Annotated in this window: 22 protein-coding genes; 6 read left to right on the top strand and 16 right to left on the bottom strand. The window is 67.9% G+C overall.

The genetic code is table 11. The features are described from left to right. Positions 1-47 precede the first annotated feature (47 nt). Entirely contained in the window at positions 48-566 is a 519-nt protein-coding gene (locus tag E2E27_RS17045) for a hypothetical protein (RefSeq protein ID WP_141461200.1), read from the top strand. 112 nt (positions 567-678) lie between these two features. On the opposite strand, the gene E2E27_RS17040 is transcribed toward E2E27_RS17045, so the two are convergent. Continuing rightward, a complete protein-coding gene (locus E2E27_RS17040) occupies positions 679-1,341 on the bottom strand; it encodes a DUF2726 domain-containing protein (protein WP_141461198.1) in 663 nt (220 codons plus the stop codon). A gap of 95 nt (positions 1,342-1,436) precedes the next feature. Between E2E27_RS17040 and E2E27_RS17035 the strand changes: the two genes are divergently transcribed. Further along, complete coding sequence (locus E2E27_RS17035; protein ID WP_141461196.1) at positions 1,437-2,105, top strand: hypothetical protein; 669 nt, start codon at positions 1,437-1,439, stop codon at positions 2,103-2,105. Between the two features lie 25 nt (positions 2,106-2,130). On the opposite strand, the gene E2E27_RS17030 is transcribed toward E2E27_RS17035, so the two are convergent. Continuing rightward, positions 2,131-2,862 carry a GGDEF domain-containing protein gene (locus E2E27_RS17030; protein ID WP_141461194.1) on the bottom strand — a complete coding sequence of 244 codons (732 nt, stop codon included), beginning with the start codon at positions 2,860-2,862 and terminating at the stop codon, positions 2,131-2,133. A gap of 276 nt (positions 2,863-3,138) precedes the next feature. Between E2E27_RS17030 and E2E27_RS17025 the strand changes: the two genes are divergently transcribed. From E2E27_RS17025 to E2E27_RS17015, 3 genes are all read left to right on the top strand, one after another. Continuing rightward, on the top strand, positions 3,139-3,351 hold the full coding sequence (locus tag E2E27_RS17025; protein WP_141461193.1) for a cold-shock protein: 213 nt from the start codon (positions 3,139-3,141) through the stop codon (positions 3,349-3,351). Positions 3,352-3,441: 90 nt separating this feature from the next. Next, the gene (locus tag E2E27_RS17020; protein ID WP_141461191.1) at positions 3,442-3,663 is read left to right on the top strand and encodes a hypothetical protein; all 222 of its coding nucleotides are present in this window, start codon (positions 3,442-3,444) and stop codon (positions 3,661-3,663) included. A gap of 83 nt (positions 3,664-3,746) precedes the next feature. Beyond that, positions 3,747-4,100: an HPF/RaiA family ribosome-associated protein gene (locus E2E27_RS17015; RefSeq protein WP_234036106.1), complete on the top strand. Its 354-nt coding sequence runs from the start codon at positions 3,747-3,749 to the stop codon at positions 4,098-4,100. 22 nt (positions 4,101-4,122) lie between these two features. Here the strand turns inward: E2E27_RS17015 and E2E27_RS17010 are convergent, their stop codons facing one another. After that, positions 4,123-5,328, bottom strand: coding sequence for a hypothetical protein (locus E2E27_RS17010; RefSeq protein WP_141461189.1), 1,206 nt, complete (start codon positions 5,326-5,328; stop codon positions 4,123-4,125). Between the two features lie 98 nt (positions 5,329-5,426). Continuing rightward, complete coding sequence (locus tag E2E27_RS17005; RefSeq protein ID WP_141461187.1) at positions 5,427-6,668, bottom strand: FAD-binding domain-containing protein; 1,242 nt, start codon at positions 6,666-6,668, stop codon at positions 5,427-5,429. 64 nt (positions 6,669-6,732) lie between these two features. Here E2E27_RS17005 and E2E27_RS17000 point away from each other — a divergent pair, with 64 nt between their 5' ends. Then, on the top strand, positions 6,733-7,161 hold the full coding sequence (locus tag E2E27_RS17000) for a COG3650 family protein (protein ID WP_141461184.1): 429 nt from the start codon (positions 6,733-6,735) through the stop codon (positions 7,159-7,161). Between the two features lie 96 nt (positions 7,162-7,257). On the opposite strand, the gene E2E27_RS16995 is transcribed toward E2E27_RS17000, so the two are convergent. From E2E27_RS16995 to E2E27_RS16940, 12 genes are all read right to left on the bottom strand, one after another. Further along, on the bottom strand, positions 7,258-7,530 hold the full coding sequence (locus E2E27_RS16995; protein WP_141461182.1) for a hypothetical protein: 273 nt from the start codon (positions 7,528-7,530) through the stop codon (positions 7,258-7,260). Between the two features lie 82 nt (positions 7,531-7,612). Then, complete coding sequence (locus tag E2E27_RS16990; protein ID WP_141461180.1) at positions 7,613-8,170, bottom strand: host-nuclease inhibitor Gam family protein; 558 nt, start codon at positions 8,168-8,170, stop codon at positions 7,613-7,615. Between the two features lie 17 nt (positions 8,171-8,187). After that, a complete protein-coding gene (locus E2E27_RS16985) occupies positions 8,188-8,679 on the bottom strand; it encodes a hypothetical protein (RefSeq protein ID WP_141461178.1) in 492 nt (163 codons plus the stop codon). Beyond that, positions 8,676-9,140 (bottom strand): phage tail assembly chaperone, encoded by a 465-nt coding sequence (locus E2E27_RS16980; RefSeq protein ID WP_234036105.1) that lies wholly within the window; start codon positions 9,138-9,140, stop codon positions 8,676-8,678. The genes E2E27_RS16985 and E2E27_RS16980 overlap by 4 nt, the downstream gene beginning before the upstream one ends. Next, positions 9,140-9,811 (bottom strand): hypothetical protein, encoded by a 672-nt coding sequence (locus tag E2E27_RS16975; protein WP_141461176.1) that lies wholly within the window; start codon positions 9,809-9,811, stop codon positions 9,140-9,142. The genes E2E27_RS16980 and E2E27_RS16975 overlap by 1 nt, the downstream gene beginning before the upstream one ends. A gap of 10 nt (positions 9,812-9,821) precedes the next feature. Then, positions 9,822-10,484 carry a YmfQ family protein gene (locus E2E27_RS16970; protein ID WP_141461174.1) on the bottom strand — a complete coding sequence of 221 codons (663 nt, stop codon included), beginning with the start codon at positions 10,482-10,484 and terminating at the stop codon, positions 9,822-9,824. Beyond that, the gene (locus E2E27_RS16965) at positions 10,484-11,533 is read right to left on the bottom strand and encodes a baseplate J/gp47 family protein (protein WP_141461172.1); all 1,050 of its coding nucleotides are present in this window, start codon (positions 11,531-11,533) and stop codon (positions 10,484-10,486) included. The genes E2E27_RS16970 and E2E27_RS16965 overlap by 1 nt, the downstream gene beginning before the upstream one ends. Beyond that, on the bottom strand, positions 11,533-12,096 hold the full coding sequence (locus E2E27_RS16960) for a phage GP46 family protein (RefSeq protein ID WP_141461170.1): 564 nt from the start codon (positions 12,094-12,096) through the stop codon (positions 11,533-11,535). The genes E2E27_RS16965 and E2E27_RS16960 overlap by 1 nt, the downstream gene beginning before the upstream one ends. Continuing rightward, positions 12,093-12,614, bottom strand: coding sequence for a phage baseplate assembly protein V (locus E2E27_RS16955; RefSeq protein WP_141461168.1), 522 nt, complete (start codon positions 12,612-12,614; stop codon positions 12,093-12,095). The genes E2E27_RS16960 and E2E27_RS16955 overlap by 4 nt, the downstream gene beginning before the upstream one ends. Beyond that, positions 12,611-13,657 (bottom strand): phage baseplate assembly protein, encoded by a 1,047-nt coding sequence (locus E2E27_RS16950; RefSeq protein ID WP_141461166.1) that lies wholly within the window; start codon positions 13,655-13,657, stop codon positions 12,611-12,613. The genes E2E27_RS16955 and E2E27_RS16950 overlap by 4 nt, the downstream gene beginning before the upstream one ends. Beyond that, positions 13,654-14,922: a DNA circularization protein gene (locus E2E27_RS16945; protein WP_141461164.1), complete on the bottom strand. Its 1,269-nt coding sequence runs from the start codon at positions 14,920-14,922 to the stop codon at positions 13,654-13,656. The genes E2E27_RS16950 and E2E27_RS16945 overlap by 4 nt, the downstream gene beginning before the upstream one ends. Then, positions 14,919-16,397, bottom strand: coding sequence for a tape measure protein (locus E2E27_RS16940; RefSeq protein WP_141461163.1), 1,479 nt, complete (start codon positions 16,395-16,397; stop codon positions 14,919-14,921). Before E2E27_RS16940 ends, E2E27_RS16945 begins: the two co-directional genes overlap by 4 nt. Positions 16,398-16,520 lie beyond the last annotated feature (123 nt).

The raw sequence follows: 16,520 nt of genomic DNA, 5'->3' as shown, positions 1-16,520 counted from the left end.
CAATCGGCAAACCTTGCTAGCGTCTTGCCAACAGGTAAGCTTGGCGCATGGACGCAGATCTCGAACGCCGGATTACAGCACTCCTCCTCGGTCGCCCGCTGGTGAACAACGCCTTTCGCGGTTTACTGGTCGAAGCGATGCTTGCTCAGGTGCTCGAGCCGGATTGGCGGTGGTGCTCGCAGGACTGGGCCTCACACGATTTCGAGAACGCTGCGGGGGTGCGACTGGAGGTCAAACAGTCGGCTGCGCTGCAATCATGGAGTAACGGTGCGGCGCGAGCGAGCAGCGGGCGCTTCGACATCGCGCCGCGCAAGCTTCGCTGGGAAGGAGATGTGCGGACCAGAATCGATGGGCGGCACGCTGCGATTTATGTGTTAGCTTGGCATCCAGAAGCGGACTTGGCCAGAGCCGATCATCGCTGTGCTGACCAGTGGCAGTTCTTTTGTTTGGCGGAGCAGGATTTGCCGAACCAAAAATCAATCGCGATCAATATGGTAAAGGCTATGGTGAAGCCAGTCGCAATTGACCGTGTGCGCGAAATGCTCGCGCAGATCGTGAGCCGGTAAGCAACGCCCTTCTTCAACAGCCATCATCGGGGCAGAGATTCATTCAGAACCCCCAGGGGACGGGGCCGCGCGCATGGAAAGCCTTAACGCGTTGCCGCTTCTTGACCCAGATTTATCCTCGCCCGAAAACCCGCACCGCATCACTGGGTTCGCGCATGTCACCGCGCTGTGCAGGAACCAGCTTGTCTACCAATGCCTTCAATTCACTCGGCGTGGTTTGTCCCGCTACCACCTCGTGATAGCCAATTCCCGCCTTGCGCAGCGCTTCCTTCTTGATGGCGTCGCGCGCGGCGGCGCTTGTACCAGCGTAATGTCCAGAGCCTTGGTATTCGATTGCGTGCCGGACGCAGCAATTTTCGTCCATCAGCGCAAAGTCGATCCGCTTGGAATTTACCGCCCTGAAAGCCTCAGTATCTGGGCTGGCAAGGAATTCGCCAACACTAACCTGCGCCATCACCTTCCAACCGGGATTGCGCGCACTGACAGCTTCACCAAGTGTCTCGAAGACTTTAGCCTCTGACCTGTTCAACAGAGGCCGTGCGGTAAATGGTGCGGCGGCGACCGCCTTAAGCTGGTCGGCAGCATGGTCCGCTTTGGACTTCGATCTGTTCTGGTTGGCATTGCCTTCTCTCGTGTAGGGCACGCGCCGATGGCGCCTTTTCCCCTTCTTCCCAGAGGACAGCAGTTCCTTGAGGATAGTCGTGACCAATATGGCTCCCACGACGAAACCGAGGATAGACCAATTGCCATTCATGAGCTTCGCGAACATTTCCATAATTAGTAACCTATAATCCGCTGATTCTACGACCTTATGGGGCGGAAGTTTATAACCCCTTTCCTACACCCCCCACCCTGAGTCATCCTCCCCCGATGACCAGCCCCCACACCCCCCGCTCGCCCCACACCGCAACCCGCGCGACGCTCCGCTCCGTCCCCGAACCCGCCGCCGACATCCCGCCGCCCGGCGACACCGCCCGTGTCGATGGGTGGGATCTCGAGCGGCAGACTGCGTTCCTCCGCGCGCTCTCGGCGACGCACTCGGTCTCGCAGGCCGCGCAGTCGGTGGGGCGGTCGCGGCAGTCGGCCTATCGCTTGCGCTCGCGATTGAAGGGCCAGCCCTTCGATCTCGCGTGGGAGGTGGCGTTTCACCATTCCTTCGATGTGCTCGCCCACGCCGCGCTCGAACGTGCGCTCAACGGGGTCGAGCGGCCGGTGTTCTACAAGGGCGAGCTGGTCGGCTCCTATCGCCGCTTTGACGAGAGCCTGACGCTGGCGCTGCTGCGGTCGAGCACGATGGGCGGCAATCCGGTGTTTGGGCGGCTGAAGCCGATGGCCGAGCGGCACGCGCGCGATTTCGAGAGCCTGCTGGCGAAGATCGCCAGCGGCGCGGCGGTCGAGACCGGCGCGCTGACCCCCGAAGACCCCGACGAATTCGGCCATTCGGATAACTGTGCGCGCGAAAACTCCTGTCCGTCCGGCTGGTCGGATGAGGAACTTATGCAGAATTTACAAGAGAATGGGTGGAAGAAGGAAAAGTGACGCGGTGTCACTTTTGTAACCTTTCCTACGCCGCGCGCTCCGTGCGGTTCCGCCCGGCCTGCTTGGCGGCGTAGAGCGCCAGGTCGGCGCGGGTGATCAGGCGATCGGGCGCCTCCTCGCTCCCGCGCGCGGCAAGGCCGAAGCTGGCGGTGAGCTGGTAGGGGCCGGTGGGGGTGATCAGCGGGGTTCCGGCCACCGATACCCGCAGCGCCTCGATCCGGGCGGCGAAGCTGGCGAAGTCGGGGGTGGGGGCGGCGATCAGGAACTCCTCGCCGCCGATCCGGGCGATCAGCCAGCCTTCGGGCAGCAGCCGGGTGAGCATCTTGGCGAAGTGGACGAGGCTGGCGTCCCCGCCGTCATGGCCGAGCCGGTCGTTGACGCGCTTGAAGAAGTCGATGTCGGCGATGGCGAGGGCAATGGGGGCGTCGCGCCAGTCGGCAAGCCGGGCCAGCGCCGCGCGGCGGTTGGCAAGGCCGGTGAGCGGGTCGGTCAGCGCGAGCCATTCGAGCTCGCGGCGCGAGGCGTCGAGCCGCAGGGTGAGCGCGGCGATCCAGCCGAAGGCGAGGCTGGCGACCACCAGCGGGATCAGCGTCGCCGCGACCATCGTCCCGGCGTAGTCGATCGTGCCGAAGGCGACGAAGGAGACATGGGAAAAGGTGACCGAGGCCAGCACCGATCCGCCCACCACCAGCGCCCCCGTGCGCCAAAGGCGGCGGCGCAGCGCTGTCGAGGCAGGGGAGGCGAGGCGGTGGGGCATGGCGTTGATGCTACTCCAGCACCGGTGGGGAATGTCTTAACGCGGCCCCCTCGGTGGGGTCGATTAGGTGATCGGGGCAAGCTGTGCTACATGGTCCCCGCTGACGTCGAAATTTGCGACGGACTTCGAAATTTGCGCTCCGCCGCTTGCCACGGGATCAGACCCACCGGCCCCGGCGTTAACCAGACGACGACTTCCTTTCATCGGACGATACGACGCACGAGCCGCGCGGCGCTGTGCCGTGTGGCAACCCATTGTTCTTGAAAGGAACACCCCATGACCACCAAGACCGGAACCGTGAAGTTCTTCAACACCGACAAGGGCTATGGCTTCATCCAGCCCGACGACGGTTCGTCGGACAGCTTTGTCCACATCACCGCCGTGCAGGCCGCCGGGATGCACAGCCTCGATAAGGATCAGCGTCTGAACTACGAGCTCGAGCGTGGCCGCAACGGCAAGGAAAGCGCCGTGAACCTCTCGGCCGCGTAAGACGTCCGGCGGGCGGGGTGCTGAGGAAGCATCCCGCCCGGCCTCTCGATATCCGCCCGCCCTCTCCCCTCCAACGGCAGGACACCCCCCATGGCCCAGACCTACGAATTCTACTGCGAACGCGCCGACGAAGCAGCGGCGCGCGCCGACACCGCAACGCTCGAGAACGTGCGCGAGCGAGAGCTGCGCTCGGAGAAGACCTGGCGCGGCCTCGCCGAACAGGCGCGCAAGACCGCCGAGGAGCGCGTGAAGGCCGATCGCATCCGCGCCGAAAAGCGCGAAGCGGAAGGGCTGATGTCGGGCACCGCCTGACCGAAATTTCTGGAAAGCGGGGCACAGCCGCCCCATATCTCTCTTGGGCAACAGAACACTGAACCCAAGCAGGAGAGACAGCCATGAGCACCATGCAGTTCCAGTTCAACACCGACAGCTCGGTCATGGGCACCCACGATGTGGCCCAGCGGATCGAGGCGCAGGTGCGCAAGCGGCTGGAACGTTTCGCCGACCGGCTGACGCGGGTCGAGGTGCATGTCACGGATGTCAATGGCCGCAAGCACGGTGCGGACGACAAGCATTGCACGATCGAGGCCCGCCCGCGCGGCTCGCGCCCGATCGGCGTGACCGGCAAGGCCGCCGATGTCGATGCGGCGGCGCGGATCGCCGCCAACACCATGGCCGAGCGGCTGGAACGGATCTTCGGCAGGGCCGCGCGCCATGCCCACGATCCCTCACCCGACAAGCAGATCTGATTGGTGTCGGGCGTAAGGGGCTTCAGGCCTCCTTGCGCCCGAACACGCGCGAACGCAGCCCGCGCCCGCTGAGGCTCGGCAGGCCCGGCTGGCTCGGGGTCGGGCGGATCACCGGCGCGGGCGGCGGTGGCGGGGCCGCGGGCGCATCGGCATGGCGCACCTCGAAGCGGCCGCCGATCCCTTCGGCCAGCTTGCGCTTCTGGAACCACTCATTGGCGAGCGCCATCCGGGCGTCCTGATCGACCGGCATCAGATCGGGCGGGAAGGCGGTGTCGTCGATCACCCGGCTGTCGGGGACATGCTCGGGCGAAACGAGGCCGTGAGCCAGGTGCTTCAGCGGCACCAGCTCGTAAAGCGGCATGTCGGCGGGCGAGGGATCGACATCGCCGATCATCGCGCCCTCATCGTGATGCAGGACCCGGTAGGAGAGGCTGCGATCCTCCGGCCCGAAGGTGTCGCCATCGGGGATGACGTAGCCGTTCGGCATGGTCGCGATCCGCAGGAAGGTGAAGATCGTCTCGACATTGGCGAGCCACGGCAGCACGCTCGGCTCGACGATCACCTCGCGCCCGAGCCAGTGGCGCACGCCGAAGGTGCGGATGCCGACCAGCGCGTCGTCGCCGGGAGCGGGGCGGGGGCCGAACAGCTGCGGGTGAATGTGGAGCGGGCCCGGAAGCTCCGGGTCGGCGGCCATCTTGTCGAACACCTCGCCGCCGACCAGCAGATCGGACTGGGTCCAGTGGACCGCCAGCGGCATGGCGTGCTCGATCGCGATGCGCGCCATCAGCGCGAGCACCTGCAGGCGGCGCTCGAACTGCTCGCGCGTCGCGCCGGAGGGCGCACGGCCGATCGCTTCGAACATCGCGGCGATCTTGGGATCGCTTTCGACACCCGCAAATACCCCGTGCGACACCTCGAGCAGGATATGGGTCTGCGTGCGGTTGAGCCGGTCGCGGATGTCGGGGGTGACGATCCCGGTATAGGGCGAGGACAGCGTCGGCCGGAACACCTCGGGCGCGCAGGGGTGCTCGCAATATTCGAAGGTCACCATCAGCTCTTCGACCGGATGGAACAGGCGGTAGAAGCGCCCCGGATTGGCCTCCGACAGACTGAAGGCCACCGGCGTTCGCATCCCTTCGATCCGGGTGAAGCTGCGCATGATCGCTTCGAGATCGTGGACCTGCCGGTCGAACAGCAGGGCCGCCTGCAAGCGATTGGGGTAGAGCATGACGCGCGAACCTCTGGATGTATTTTCGGGCGACCCTAGCCGCTCGCAGTAAATGCCCGCTTAACCCCGCGGCGTGAAGTGCCCGGCCTTGCCGCGCATCACCCGCCTGCGCCGATCCCGCATTCCCCCAGCACACCGTCGATCGCCTTGGCGACGCCGAAGAAGCCCGCCTTGGCGAGCGGCCAAGTGGCGCGGTCGAGATCGCCGAGCAGGGTGATCACCCGCCCCTCGGCCACCAGCGGGGCGAGGTCGGGCCACAGCGCATCGCGGGTCCAACCGGCGGGGAGGTAGGGGAGGGCGATCCGCTCCACCCCCGCCGCGTCCAGCAGCGGGGCGAGCGGCTCGCCCGTGCGCCACTCCGCAACCGGGCAGCCGAAGGCGGCAGCGGCCTCTGCCATGCCGCTGGCGAGCGCGCCTTCGGCAAAGCCGCGGGCGTGGTCGCCGAGGCTTCCTGGCGAACGCGCCGCGGGCCGCGCGGCGCCGATGACCAGCGCGGGCGCTGCGGGTAGGGCAAGCGGTGCGTGATGCGCGGCTTCGTCATGCAGCAGCAGGGCGAAGGGCTCGGCGAGGTCGGCCGCGCTCACCGGCCCCGGCAAATCGAGCCGCTGGCGGGGATAGTCCTGCGCCTCGGCCAGCGGCTGCGTCTCGTCCCCCGCCAGCCCCTGTGCCGACAGTGCGCCCTCGGGCCGGCCGGAGGTGTAGCGCGCGATATTGTCGGCGCGCGCGAGGTAGTGCTTGCCCTTGGTGTGCAGCCCCGCGACCCAGCGCCACGACAGCGTGTTCGAGGCCGCGTCCGCGTCCATCAGGTACCGCAGAAAGAAATCCGCGCCCAACCGCCAGTCGAGCTTCAGGGTGAAGATCCAGATGCTCGCAAACCACATCCGCGCGTGGTTGTGGAGGTAGCCGGTCTGGGTCAGTTCGCGCGCCCAGACATCGAAGGCCTCGATCCCGGTGCGGCCCTCGGTCGCCTGGGTGTAGGCGGTGCGCAGGCCCGCATTGGCATCGAGCGCCGCCAGCGCTCCGTCGCGCGCCGTGACGTAATCGGCCCAGATCGCCGGGCGCTGTTCGAGATAGCCCTTGAAGTAGATTCGCCAGAACACCTCGGCGATGAACTTTTCCGCCGCGCGCGGGGAATGCTGGCCCAGCACCGCTTCCAGCACCTCGGGCGCGCCAAGCAATCCGGCGTGGAGCCAGGGCGATAGCTGGCTGACATTGCCGCGCCCGGCACCTTCGCGCGGGCCGTCATCGGCGTTGCGGGTTTCGGCATAGCGGCGGCCGGCGGCGGGGAGAAATTCGGTGAGGCGCGCCTGTCCGCGCGCGCGGGTGGGGGTGAAGTCCATGCGCGGGCAACCCCTTGGCCGAGGCATGGTTCCGGCCTATCCTCGCGCTCGAGGAGAGATTCCGATGATCCGCACCCCTGCCGCGCTTGCCGCGCTGATGCTCGCCGCCGCCTGCGCGCCCGCCGAGACCGACGGGATCGACCCGGAGGGCAAAGCCTTCGATGCGGTCGCGCCCGATGACACCGTCACCATGACGGGCACCGAGCCGTTCTGGAGCCTCAAAGTCACGAGCGGGGAGGGGCTGTGGACCACGCCCGACAACCAGCCCGGCACGCGCTTTGCCGCACAGCGCTTTGCTGGCAACGGCGGGCTGGGCTTTTCCGGCACGCTGGATGGCAAGCCGCTCACCGCCACACTCACCCCCGGCGAATGCAGCGACGGGATGAGCGACCGGCGTTTCCCCTTCGTCGCCACTATCGCTTTGGGCGGGGAGACATGGGAGGGCTGCGGCTATACGGATCGTCAGCCGTTCACCGGCCCCGAAGCGCCGTAACCGCAAGGGGCCACGGGGGGAGAGACACGCCATGACACTCACCGGAGTGTAGCGGGACAATTTTCGCTGGAGTAAATGACAAGACCGGCTGGAGCACTAAACACGCTCGACGGTCACCGAGAGCAGCTGCGCCCAAGCAGCGTAGACCTTGCTCTTCCCCAGCCCCTCGATGAAGATAATTCCGGGGAAACCAACATCGAGCCCGAGCTTCGTTGCGGTGACATCAAAACCCCGGAAGTGCATCCGCACTGACCCAGCGGGGGCTGACCCATCCCGGAGATACTCGTCAGCAAGGTAGAACATCCCCCACTGAGCCTCCGTGATCTCGCCGCGATCTATCAGAAGCTTTACGTGATCTAGAGGCTGCATTCTTCCATCCCTGGTTCGAGTCGAACTTAAGGTGTCTGTCATACGCGCTTCAGAGGCATCTAACAGCCCTACCACCCCCGTTTCAGGAGGCGGCCACTTCCTTCTTCAGCTCGTCCTGGTCGAGGCCGGTGTCGATGAAGAACTCGTTCTTCTGCTCAATGTAGAGGTGGGCGGCGAAGCGATCGCCGACTTCCTCGTCGGCTGCGACGGCCTTGATGACCGCCTGCCGGTCGAGCTCGATCTTGGTGCGCAGGAAGTCCTTGGCGCGCGACCAGCGCAGCCCCTTCAGCCATGCGACGACATCCTCGGCCTTCACCTTGCGCTGGAACTTCACCTTCGGCGGGGTGCGCCGGATGCCGATCTTCGCGCCCGCCACTTCGGCCGAGCGCTTGCCCTTGGCGAGCTCATCCTTGCCGCCCGCTTCCCACCAGGCCTTCAGCCCGGCGAACAGCGGGGCGGCCTGCGCCTCCAGCGCGCGCAGGCGGTCATCGCGCTGCGCCTTGATCCGGTCCATGGCGGCTTCGGCGGAAAGGCGCTCCAGCGCCATCTCGCGGTCGATGGCGACGAATTCGCCGATCATCAGGGTGGCCTCGGCGGCGTCGGCCGGGGCGGGGGCGGCGGTCAGTTTGCGGCGGGACATGGGGGGTTCCTTTGAGTCTACCAGCGGCCAAGGGTGAAGACGATGCGCGCCAGCCAGCGCCAGCGGGCGAGCTGGTTCGGGATGTCGTGGCCGCGCTTGTCGCCATCGTCGGCCATGCGGGCGATCTCGGCGGCGCGATAGGTCAGGTCGCCCGCCGCTTCGGCAGCCATGATCTCGGCCCCGTGGCCGGCGTAATCGATCCCGCTGATCGGGCGGGTCAGGTTGTCGGCAAGGATCATGGCGATGATCTGGGCGAGCACCAGCAGGGGATGCGGCATGGCAAGCAGGAAGGGCAGGCCGGCCGCGATCCCGAACAGCTTGTGCAGGCGATACTCGCCGCGCTCCTGGACATGGGCGAAGGCGGTGGTGCTGCCATCCGGGTTGATCGGCCCGGCGGGGCGCAGGATGACAAAGATGCCATGCCGCGCCCGCTCGCCCCGGACCGTGGGGGCGATGAGCAAGGCCAGCGACCAGAGCGCGATCAGCGCCAGCGGCAGGAGCGCGATCATGCGGTCTCTCCCGGCGCGGACGGCCAGCTGTCGCCGTCCATGTCGAGATCGCGCAGCAGCTGGCGATAGCCGCGCCACAGGGCTTGCTGCCCCAAGTCCAGCGGGCTGTCCGGCAGCTGGGTCCAGTCGCTGGCGGCGAGCAGCTGATCGCGGCGGCGGCGGCGGGCGGCGCGGCGCTCTTCGGCGTCGGGCTGGCGGTTCACGGCCATCGGCTTTCCGCCGCTCATGATGATCTGCAAGCCAGCGGCCTGCGCGGCCATCAGGTGCTCGAATCGCTCATCCGAAATCAGGCGCGCGCCGGCCGGGATGCGGGTGGCGGGATTGGGCACCATCACCGGGCGCTTGCCGGCGGCGCGTTCGGCCTCGCTCTTCCAGGTCGGAAGCTCGCGCGGGCCATCGATGGACTCATGGAAGAAGCGGACGGTGCCGTCCTGCGGGTGGGCGTCGAAGAAGATGGCCATTATGCAACTCCCATGGCGATGATGTTGATCGGCACGTTCACGTCGATCGCGTTGTAGACCGTCACGACATTGGTGCCCGTGCTGCTGATGTAGGGCGGGTTGTCCTGGGCATTGTTGTCGGCGATCCCGCCCGAGCAGACCGCCCGGCACGGTGCCGAGAAGGTCACCGGCAGGGTGATGACGGTCGATCCGTTGCCGCCTGCCGTGGCGGTGAAGGCGACGATCTTGCCCGGCCCGATCGAGGCGATGATCGCCCCGCCGACCGTGCTCCAGCTGATCAGCCCGGCGAGGCTGGCGGGCGTCACCACCACGTCGTTGCGGATCTGATCGGCGGTCTCGCCGGTGGTGGCAGCGGTCAGCCCGATGGTGCGATCGGCGGCCAGATTGCCGCCGCCGGTCAGCAGCCCGCCCGAGACGCTCACCAGCCGGGTGGTCGGCACCGCCCCGCTGCCATCGCCCACCACGCCCGCGATCAGCGCGACGATCGCGGCGGCCAGCTGGTCGTTGGTGCCCTTCTCCAGATCAATGTTGGCCTGGAGGATGACGTTCACGATCTCCTCCTGCACCGCATTCAGCCAGTCCTGATCGATCAGGGTGGCCTGCTGGCCGGTGGCCGGGTTGCCGGGGTGGAAGCGGTTGTCGACGTTCCCGCTCGTGTCGATGCGATGCATGGGTTGCTCCTCAGCTGGTGAAATCGATCCAGAAATCGGGCTCGCGCTCGATGACGTAGGCGAAGATGACGTTGGTGTGAGACGGGGCGGCGCGGGTGATCACGCACTCCAGATCGAGCGAGCCGAAGCCCCGCACGCGGGTGCCGACCGGATCGCCGACCTTGAAGTGCGCGATCGAGAGCACCGGGCGGCCCGCGCCGTCGAAAGGCTGCACCGTGACGGTCCAGGCGAAGGCCCAGTCCTCGCCGTTGCAGCGGTCCCCGACGCGGAAGCCGGTCCGCAGCGGGCGGTGTTCGGTGATGTCGATCTCGTATCCGATGCGCGCGGCCAGATCGATGAAATCGGCCGGGCGCTGGCCTGCGATGCTGGTAAGCTTCTCGACCAGCGCGACCCGGCGCTCGCCCACATTGTCGGGCTGGCCGGTGCAGGCATCGGGCAGGCCTGCCACCCGCTCCCAGTCGATCAGGGTTTCGAGCGCGGTGCGCGGATCGGCCTCGTCAAGCAGATCGAGCGCGCGGGCATCGACCCGGGCGAACTCGGCCGCCAGCGCCGCCAGCAGCCCGGCAAAGGTGCCGCCGGGCGCAAAGTCCCATGCGGCCCCGCGCGGCAGCAGCTGGCGCAGCACCTCGGCATGGTCCGCCTCGCTGCGGGCAATGATGCCTGCGCCCGCCATCAGATGAAGGTCACCGTGCCCAGCGATGCGATGTGGCCGGGCGGCGGGGTGAAGTCGTCTTCGGGCAGCTCCAGCGCATGGCTGAATTCGCCCTCGGCCAGGCTGATCGTTTCCGAGAGGCGGCTGCGATAGATGGTGCCGCCGGGCTGGGCATCGCGGGCGAGGAAGTCGGCCAGCTCGGCCGTGACGGCCGCCTGCACCGCCGGCGTATTGGGCGCGATGCGCAGCACGATATCGACAGGGGCAGGCGTGGGGGCAAAGACCACCACCTCGGCCGTCACCGGGCGCAGGTCATCGAGCGCGGCCTGCACCGCGGCCAGATCCTCGGGCTGCGGGATGATGTCCTCGCGCTGGTCCATCACAAACGCCACGCCGACCGTGCCGGCACCCGTCCAGCCCGGATAGACCCATGCGCGCGTGACGCCCGGCTGCGCCAGCGCCCAGGCGCGGTAATCGTTGCTCGATCCGCCGCGCGGGGGCGTGCGGATGCGATCGAGCAGGCGGGCCAGCAGGCTGGCGTCATCCTCCTCCAGCGCGCCGCGCGTGCCCAGTGTGGTGACCGTCAGCGAGGCGTTCACCCCCGGCACCGCGCTTGACAGGGTCAGCACCGCGCCGACCGTCAGATCAGCCGCCGGGCCGGCATCGACCGCCTCCAGCGCCAGCGCGGCCGTTCCATCGGCGATCGTGGCGGGCGCGGTAACCCGATAGGCCTGCCCGTCGATCCGCAGCGCCTCGGTGCCGGCGGCGATGGCGGTGCCGTTGATGCCGGTTGCCGTGGCGGTCGCCGTCGCCGCCACCGCCGCCTTGCGCCGGATGCCCCAGGTGGAGGCATGGCGGGCGAGGAACGCGCCGTCGGCCGTGTCGGGGAAGAGCTGGCGGGCGAGGAAGTCGAGATAGCCATAGACGCCCGAAACCGCGCCGCCATGCATCCGCGCCAGCACGTCGAGAACCGAATGGCGCAAGCCGCTGTCAGCGCCGGGCAAGCGGGTCTCGATATCGCCGCGGTTGCGGGCGATCAGGTCGCTCAGGGTCGGGCGGTTGAAGGGCATCAGGTTTGCTCCGGAAGGGCGGTGATCGTTGCGGTGCTGGCGTCCCAGGTGAAATCGTGGCGCTGGCGGTTCGGGCCGCTGGGGCGGTCGATCTCGACGGCAATGGCCATCAGATCGGGGACGCCTTGTTGGCCTACCGCTGCGCTCCTTGAGGCCGTTTGCTGGCCGGTCCGCACCTGCGCCTCGATCACCACCCGCACCGCCGAGGCGATGCCATCGCGCACCAGCCAGGCCAGCGCCTCCTCGCAGGCCTGTGTCGCCTGGGTGAGCACGCGCGCGGTGATCTTCGAGCGCGACAGCAGCCACAGCAGCGAGCCGATCCGGTTGGCATCGCGCGCGGTGCCGGCACCGGGCTGGACCTCGCGGGCATAGGCATCGCCCCACCAGCCGCGCCGGTCGCCACCGGGCTCGGGCAGGGTCTCGTCATCGGCCGCACGGGCATCGCTGAAGAGCGAGATCAGGATCGCGGTGCGCATGCCGGCATCGGTCGCCAGCTGGCCGTTCCCGAGCAGCAGGTCGGCCGCCATCGCATCGGCATCCCAGACCAGGGCGAGATCCGTCATGCCGCCCTCACCTTGCTGCTGCCCGACACGATCTTGCCGGTCGAAAGGTTCACATCATCGCCCACCCGCGCGACCGCCGCGCCGCCGTCCTCGCCCAGCCGGACATTGTCGGATTGCACGATCACCTTGGGGGCGGTGACCAGCAGTTCGGTGACGGCGGTGACATCGATCCGCTGGCGCCCCAGCTTGATGACGTTGCCGAGGTCATCGAACAGCGCGACCTCGCCGTCCTGAAGGCCCGTCAGGCGGTAGCGCCGATCCTCTACCGCCAACACCACGCCATGGCTGCGCAGGCCGCCCGCGAACACCACCAGCGCCTCGGCCCCGGCATGGGGCACGCTGGTGAGGCCATAGTTCTGGAACCGCTCGACCGCGTCCTGACTTTCATCGGCCAGCAGCTCGACCTGCAGCTCCTGCGCCTGGCGCGCATCGTCGACCAGGCGCACGATCGCCCGCGCCACCATCCCGCGCACCCGGCCTTCCAGCCCGCTCAGCATCTCGCGCGCCTCGCCGATCATGCCCTGGGCTCCGGCTCGGCGAGCTGCGTCCACGCCTCGGGCGGGACAAGGTCGAAGGTGGTAACCGTGCCGCCTTCGGCATCGCGGCTGAAGCTGAGCCGCTCGATCAGTAGCGAGCCGGAGATCCGCGCGCTGGGCACGTCGCAATCGGCGCGCATGCCGTGCGCGAAAGGTCGGCCGTTGGCCATCAGCCAGCCCGGGACCGTGATCTGCGCCGCGACCGAGCGGCCCGATCGCACCGCGGCTTCCCAGTGGGCGCGCTTTTTCAGCGCCGCCTGATCGGATTGCTCCTCGCCGATGATCAGCAGCGGGCGATAGCGGGTCACCGCCGGATCGCGCGCCTCGCCCTGCACCTGGGCGACAGCCTTGCCGTTGCGATCGTCGCTACCGGCCGCTTGCCCCTTGACGATATAATCCGAGTAGCGGTCCGACACGTCGCGCGAACCGCTGGCGAAGATCACGTTCACGCCCTCGGCCAGCAGACCGATGCTCTGGCCGCTGTCGGGATTGCCGATCCGCAGCACGCCGTCCCCGGCCGACCATGCCACCAGCCCGCGATAGCGACACATGCGCTCGATCGCGGCGAACACCGTCTCGCCCTGCTGCAGGGCAAACTTGGGGAAGGCCGCGCCGGTCTCGCCCACGATTTCGATGGCGATGCCGAAGGGCTTGACCAGCTCGACTGCGATCTCTTCCAGCTTGCGGCCGCGCCAGCTGCCCGGCTTGTGAATCGCGGAGCAGTCGACAAGGTCGGCCGTCCGGTCGCGGCCGCGCACATCGATGCCGCGTTCGTCCGGGCCGACGAACGGGGTGAAGCTGTCGATGTAGCCGGTGATCAGCGGCTCGCCCGCCAGCACCACCCGGCAGGCCGCGCCTTCGCGGATCGGCCAGTCCTCGGCCCCCGTGCGCTCCTTTGCCGCGAGGCGCAGGGCAAACGTGCCGGTCATCTGGTCGATCCCGCGCTCGACATCGACCGTGGTCCAGCCCGAATAGGCGATGCCGTCGACCTCCAGCTGGACCATGTGATCGGGCAGCGTGCTCATGCCGCGCGCTCCCCGGTGTCGGGCGAATTGGTGAGCAGCTCGATATCGACCCCGGCGGGCACGAAGCTGGGATGCGCGATCCGGTTGCGCGCCACCACGGCCGCCGCGCGCGCCTCCAGCGTCACGGCTTCGCGCGCGCGCCGATCGGTCTCTCCGCCGTAGATCCTGTGCGCTAGCACCAGCGCCGGTTCGCTGGCGCTGAGACGCAGCTGATAGACCCGTGCGAGGCTGGCCCCGCGCGAGGCGATATCCCGGGCCAGCGCGCGGCGCAGGCGATCGAAGGCCTCGGCCGCCGCATCCTCGCCCCGGTCCGCTGCCTCCAGCGCAAGCCGATCGAGCCGCGCCGCGATGCTGTCGCGCACCGCGATCGCCTCGTCATAGCTCGGGTAATCGAGCGCACCGGCGGTGCGCACGAGTTCGGCCGCGCTGACCACCCGGAACAGGTGCGTGAGTGCGTTGCGATTGGCCTCCTCCAGCGCGCGCTGGGGCGTGCGCACCGGGGCCTCCATCTCGGGCGGCTGCCAGTCGACCATCATCTCCAGCGATTGCAGCCGGGTGCGCCGCCCGCCGCCGCCCAGCGCCGAGACCGCCAGCACCAGCCCGGTGACAGACAGCGCCAGGCTGAGCGGCGCGCGCAGCAGCGACTGGACATTGGCGGGCAGGAAGCTGAGCCCCGCCTCGAACGCCCGCAGCGCCGGGCCGACCCCGCCGCGCAGGCCCGCCGCCAGCTGCGAGACCTCCCCCATGCCCTTGACGATCTCGGCAGCGGCCTCCTCGACAAAACTTGCCGCTTCCTTGATCGAGAACCTGTCCTCGAACTCTTCCGGCGCTTCCTCGATCACCGTGTCTGCGGCGACGGCTGTTTCGTGCCCGGCGGCTGCAGCAGCGGGCGCGGCGACCGCCTGCCCGGCCTCCCCGAAGGTGATCCGGAAGCGGGCGATCCCGCCTTCCTCGGTCGAATGGCTGCACGAATAATCGAACACCACCGCCATCATCCGCCCGTATTGCGGATGGACCAGCAGGCCCGGCCCCGCCGCTTCAAGCGCGGTCAGCAGCGCGTCGCGCTGGGCGATGAAATCCGCGCCGATCACATGGCAGTCGATCGAGAACTGCTTGGCCCGCGCGCCGAGGTCCTCGGTCACCGGATCGTCGCGGCCGGGGAATTCGTGGGCGACAACGCGCCGCCCGCCAAGCCGCTCCTCGGCCTCGGTGCGGAACGCCGCGCCGCGGAAGCTACCCTGCTGGTACTGCTCGCGCCAGCTCATGCAAAGCCTCGCATAGTCCGACCAGTGTTGACCTGCATGGCAAGCTTCGAGCCCGGCGCAGCAGCCGGCGTGGCACGAACAGCGGCGCCCGGCGAACTGTTCACGTCGATTTTTAGAGTGCCGCCGATATCGACACTCTTCGGCTTGCCCAGCAAGCTGCGGAGAAATTCATTGTCGCTCGGCACGCGGCCGGGCGCGCGCTCGGGCACCGGGGCACGCGCCGGCTCCCCGCCGCCCAGCAGCGCGCGGCCGCCAGCGGCAACGGTGCCCAGCGGGCTGACCGTGAGCGCGCCCCACTCGCCGAAGCTGTCCTTGATCCGCTTCAGCTCCATGATCGCGTCGGCGACCGTCTTGACCGCGCTGGCGATGGTCTGGAGATCGCTGCCCACCTTCTGCCAGTCCGTCTCCATGACGAACGTCTTGCCCCACTCCCACGCTTCCTTGAGGCGCTCGGAGATGTCCTCGGCCCAGCGCTTCAGCTCGCCGCTCTCCGCGAGTTTCTCAACGTTTTCGTAAAGCCTCTGCAGGTCTCTTTTGACCATGTCGAAGATGCCAGCGTTGGCGACCAACAAGAGAAATTCACTCCAAGCGCCTTTCAGGTTGGATATGATCCCGAAGAACGTGGTGGCTTGGCGCTCCATCCCGCCGCCGAAGCGCTCGTTGAAGATGCCGACAAGCGCTTCGCGGACTGCCTCACCCTGTCCCTGGGCGACACGGGTGATCGTCTTGCCATTCTTGACGTAGCTGAAGGTAGTGCGATTGCCTGCCTTCTCCGCCCGTATGCTGAATTCCTTCAGCCGTTCGTACTCGCCGGTCATGGCATCAGCAATCGCCTCGACCGCGCTGCCGAGCGGCTTGGACACACCCGAGGCCGCGTCGCCAAGCGCCTTCAGCGTCCCGTCCATGGGGTCGATCCCGTAAGCCTTTAGCGCGACGAAGGCCTCCATGACTTGGTCGAGCTCGTAAGGAGTTTCCTTCGCGAATTTCGTGACCCAAGCCATCGACTTCTGAGCCGCCGCAACGGACCCTTCAGTGCCTTCCAACATTGCCTGGTACTGTTCGAACTGACCGGCGGTGTTGAACAGGTCGAACAGCGCAAAGCCGCCGGCACCCACTGCGGCCGCGCCGCCTGCCAGCAGGCCGGTCTTCATCATGCCCAGCGCAGCGCCGCCCAGCTTCCGCAGACCTCGCCCGGCGGCAGCACCCGCCCGTTCGACCAGACGCAATCGTCGGACCAGCCCCATCAGATCCCGGCCGAGCCGCCGCGCGCCTTGCCCGGCGCTGCGCAGCATCCGGGTGAGACCGACAGTAACCGCGCGCCGCGCCGCCCGGGCAAAGCTGCCGAGGCTGCGCTCGCCGCGCAGGAACTCGCCCGCCGCACGCCGGATACGCTGCCCCATCTGCCGCACGTTGTTCGCCAGCCCGCCGATCCCCGCCCGCGCGCGGCGAGCCGGACCGCTGAGCCGGTCGACCATTTCGAGGATCATGGAGAAACGCATGGCGGGTCAGTCCTTTTCGCCCTTGGCCTCCAGCTGCTCGGCGCACGACAGCCAGAACTCGATCTCGTCCCAGTCCAGCTCCATCAGATCGACGGGGTT

This window comes from Porphyrobacter sp. YT40 (genome assembly GCF_006542605.1).
Lineage (GTDB): Bacteria > Pseudomonadota > Alphaproteobacteria > Sphingomonadales > Sphingomonadaceae > Erythrobacter.
Note: the sequence above shows the minus strand (reverse complement) of the source record. Positions and strands in the feature narration are given on the sequence as shown.

What these genes read in the sequence shown, in the direction of transcription:
- E2E27_RS17045 (WP_141461200.1), top strand. Translation starts at nt 48, where the DNA reads ATGGACGCAGATCTCGAACGCCGGATTACAGCACTCCTCCTCGGTCGC.
- E2E27_RS17040 (WP_141461198.1), bottom strand. Translation starts at nt 1,341, where the DNA reads ATGGAAATGTTCGCGAAGCTCATGAATGGCAATTGGTCTATCCTCGGT.
- E2E27_RS17035 (WP_141461196.1), top strand. Translation starts at nt 1,437, where the DNA reads ATGACCAGCCCCCACACCCCCCGCTCGCCCCACACCGCAACCCGCGCG.
- E2E27_RS17030 (WP_141461194.1), bottom strand. Translation starts at nt 2,862, where the DNA reads ATGCCCCACCGCCTCGCCTCCCCTGCCTCGACAGCGCTGCGCCGCCGC.
- E2E27_RS17025 (WP_141461193.1), top strand. Translation starts at nt 3,139, where the DNA reads ATGACCACCAAGACCGGAACCGTGAAGTTCTTCAACACCGACAAGGGC.
- E2E27_RS17020 (WP_141461191.1), top strand. Translation starts at nt 3,442, where the DNA reads ATGGCCCAGACCTACGAATTCTACTGCGAACGCGCCGACGAAGCAGCG.
- E2E27_RS17015 (WP_234036106.1), top strand. Translation starts at nt 3,747, where the DNA reads ATGAGCACCATGCAGTTCCAGTTCAACACCGACAGCTCGGTCATGGGC.
- E2E27_RS17010 (WP_141461189.1), bottom strand. Translation starts at nt 5,328, where the DNA reads ATGCTCTACCCCAATCGCTTGCAGGCGGCCCTGCTGTTCGACCGGCAG.
- E2E27_RS17005 (WP_141461187.1), bottom strand. Translation starts at nt 6,668, where the DNA reads ATGGACTTCACCCCCACCCGCGCGCGCGGACAGGCGCGCCTCACCGAA.
- E2E27_RS17000 (WP_141461184.1), top strand. Translation starts at nt 6,733, where the DNA reads ATGATCCGCACCCCTGCCGCGCTTGCCGCGCTGATGCTCGCCGCCGCC.
- E2E27_RS16995 (WP_141461182.1), bottom strand. Translation starts at nt 7,530, where the DNA reads ATGCAGCCTCTAGATCACGTAAAGCTTCTGATAGATCGCGGCGAGATC.
- E2E27_RS16990 (WP_141461180.1), bottom strand. Translation starts at nt 8,170, where the DNA reads ATGTCCCGCCGCAAACTGACCGCCGCCCCCGCCCCGGCCGACGCCGCC.
- E2E27_RS16985 (WP_141461178.1), bottom strand. Translation starts at nt 8,679, where the DNA reads ATGATCGCGCTCCTGCCGCTGGCGCTGATCGCGCTCTGGTCGCTGGCC.
- E2E27_RS16980 (WP_234036105.1), bottom strand. Translation starts at nt 9,140, where the DNA reads ATGGCCATCTTCTTCGACGCCCACCCGCAGGACGGCACCGTCCGCTTC.
- E2E27_RS16975 (WP_141461176.1), bottom strand. Translation starts at nt 9,811, where the DNA reads ATGCATCGCATCGACACGAGCGGGAACGTCGACAACCGCTTCCACCCC.
- E2E27_RS16970 (WP_141461174.1), bottom strand. Translation starts at nt 10,484, where the DNA reads ATGGCGGGCGCAGGCATCATTGCCCGCAGCGAGGCGGACCATGCCGAG.
- E2E27_RS16965 (WP_141461172.1), bottom strand. Translation starts at nt 11,533, where the DNA reads ATGCCCTTCAACCGCCCGACCCTGAGCGACCTGATCGCCCGCAACCGC.
- E2E27_RS16960 (WP_141461170.1), bottom strand. Translation starts at nt 12,096, where the DNA reads ATGACGGATCTCGCCCTGGTCTGGGATGCCGATGCGATGGCGGCCGAC.
- E2E27_RS16955 (WP_141461168.1), bottom strand. Translation starts at nt 12,614, where the DNA reads ATGATCGGCGAGGCGCGCGAGATGCTGAGCGGGCTGGAAGGCCGGGTG.
- E2E27_RS16950 (WP_141461166.1), bottom strand. Translation starts at nt 13,657, where the DNA reads ATGAGCACGCTGCCCGATCACATGGTCCAGCTGGAGGTCGACGGCATC.
- E2E27_RS16945 (WP_141461164.1), bottom strand. Translation starts at nt 14,922, where the DNA reads ATGAGCTGGCGCGAGCAGTACCAGCAGGGTAGCTTCCGCGGCGCGGCG.
- E2E27_RS16940 (WP_141461163.1), bottom strand. Translation starts at nt 16,397, where the DNA reads ATGGTCGACCGGCTCAGCGGTCCGGCTCGCCGCGCGCGGGCGGGGATC.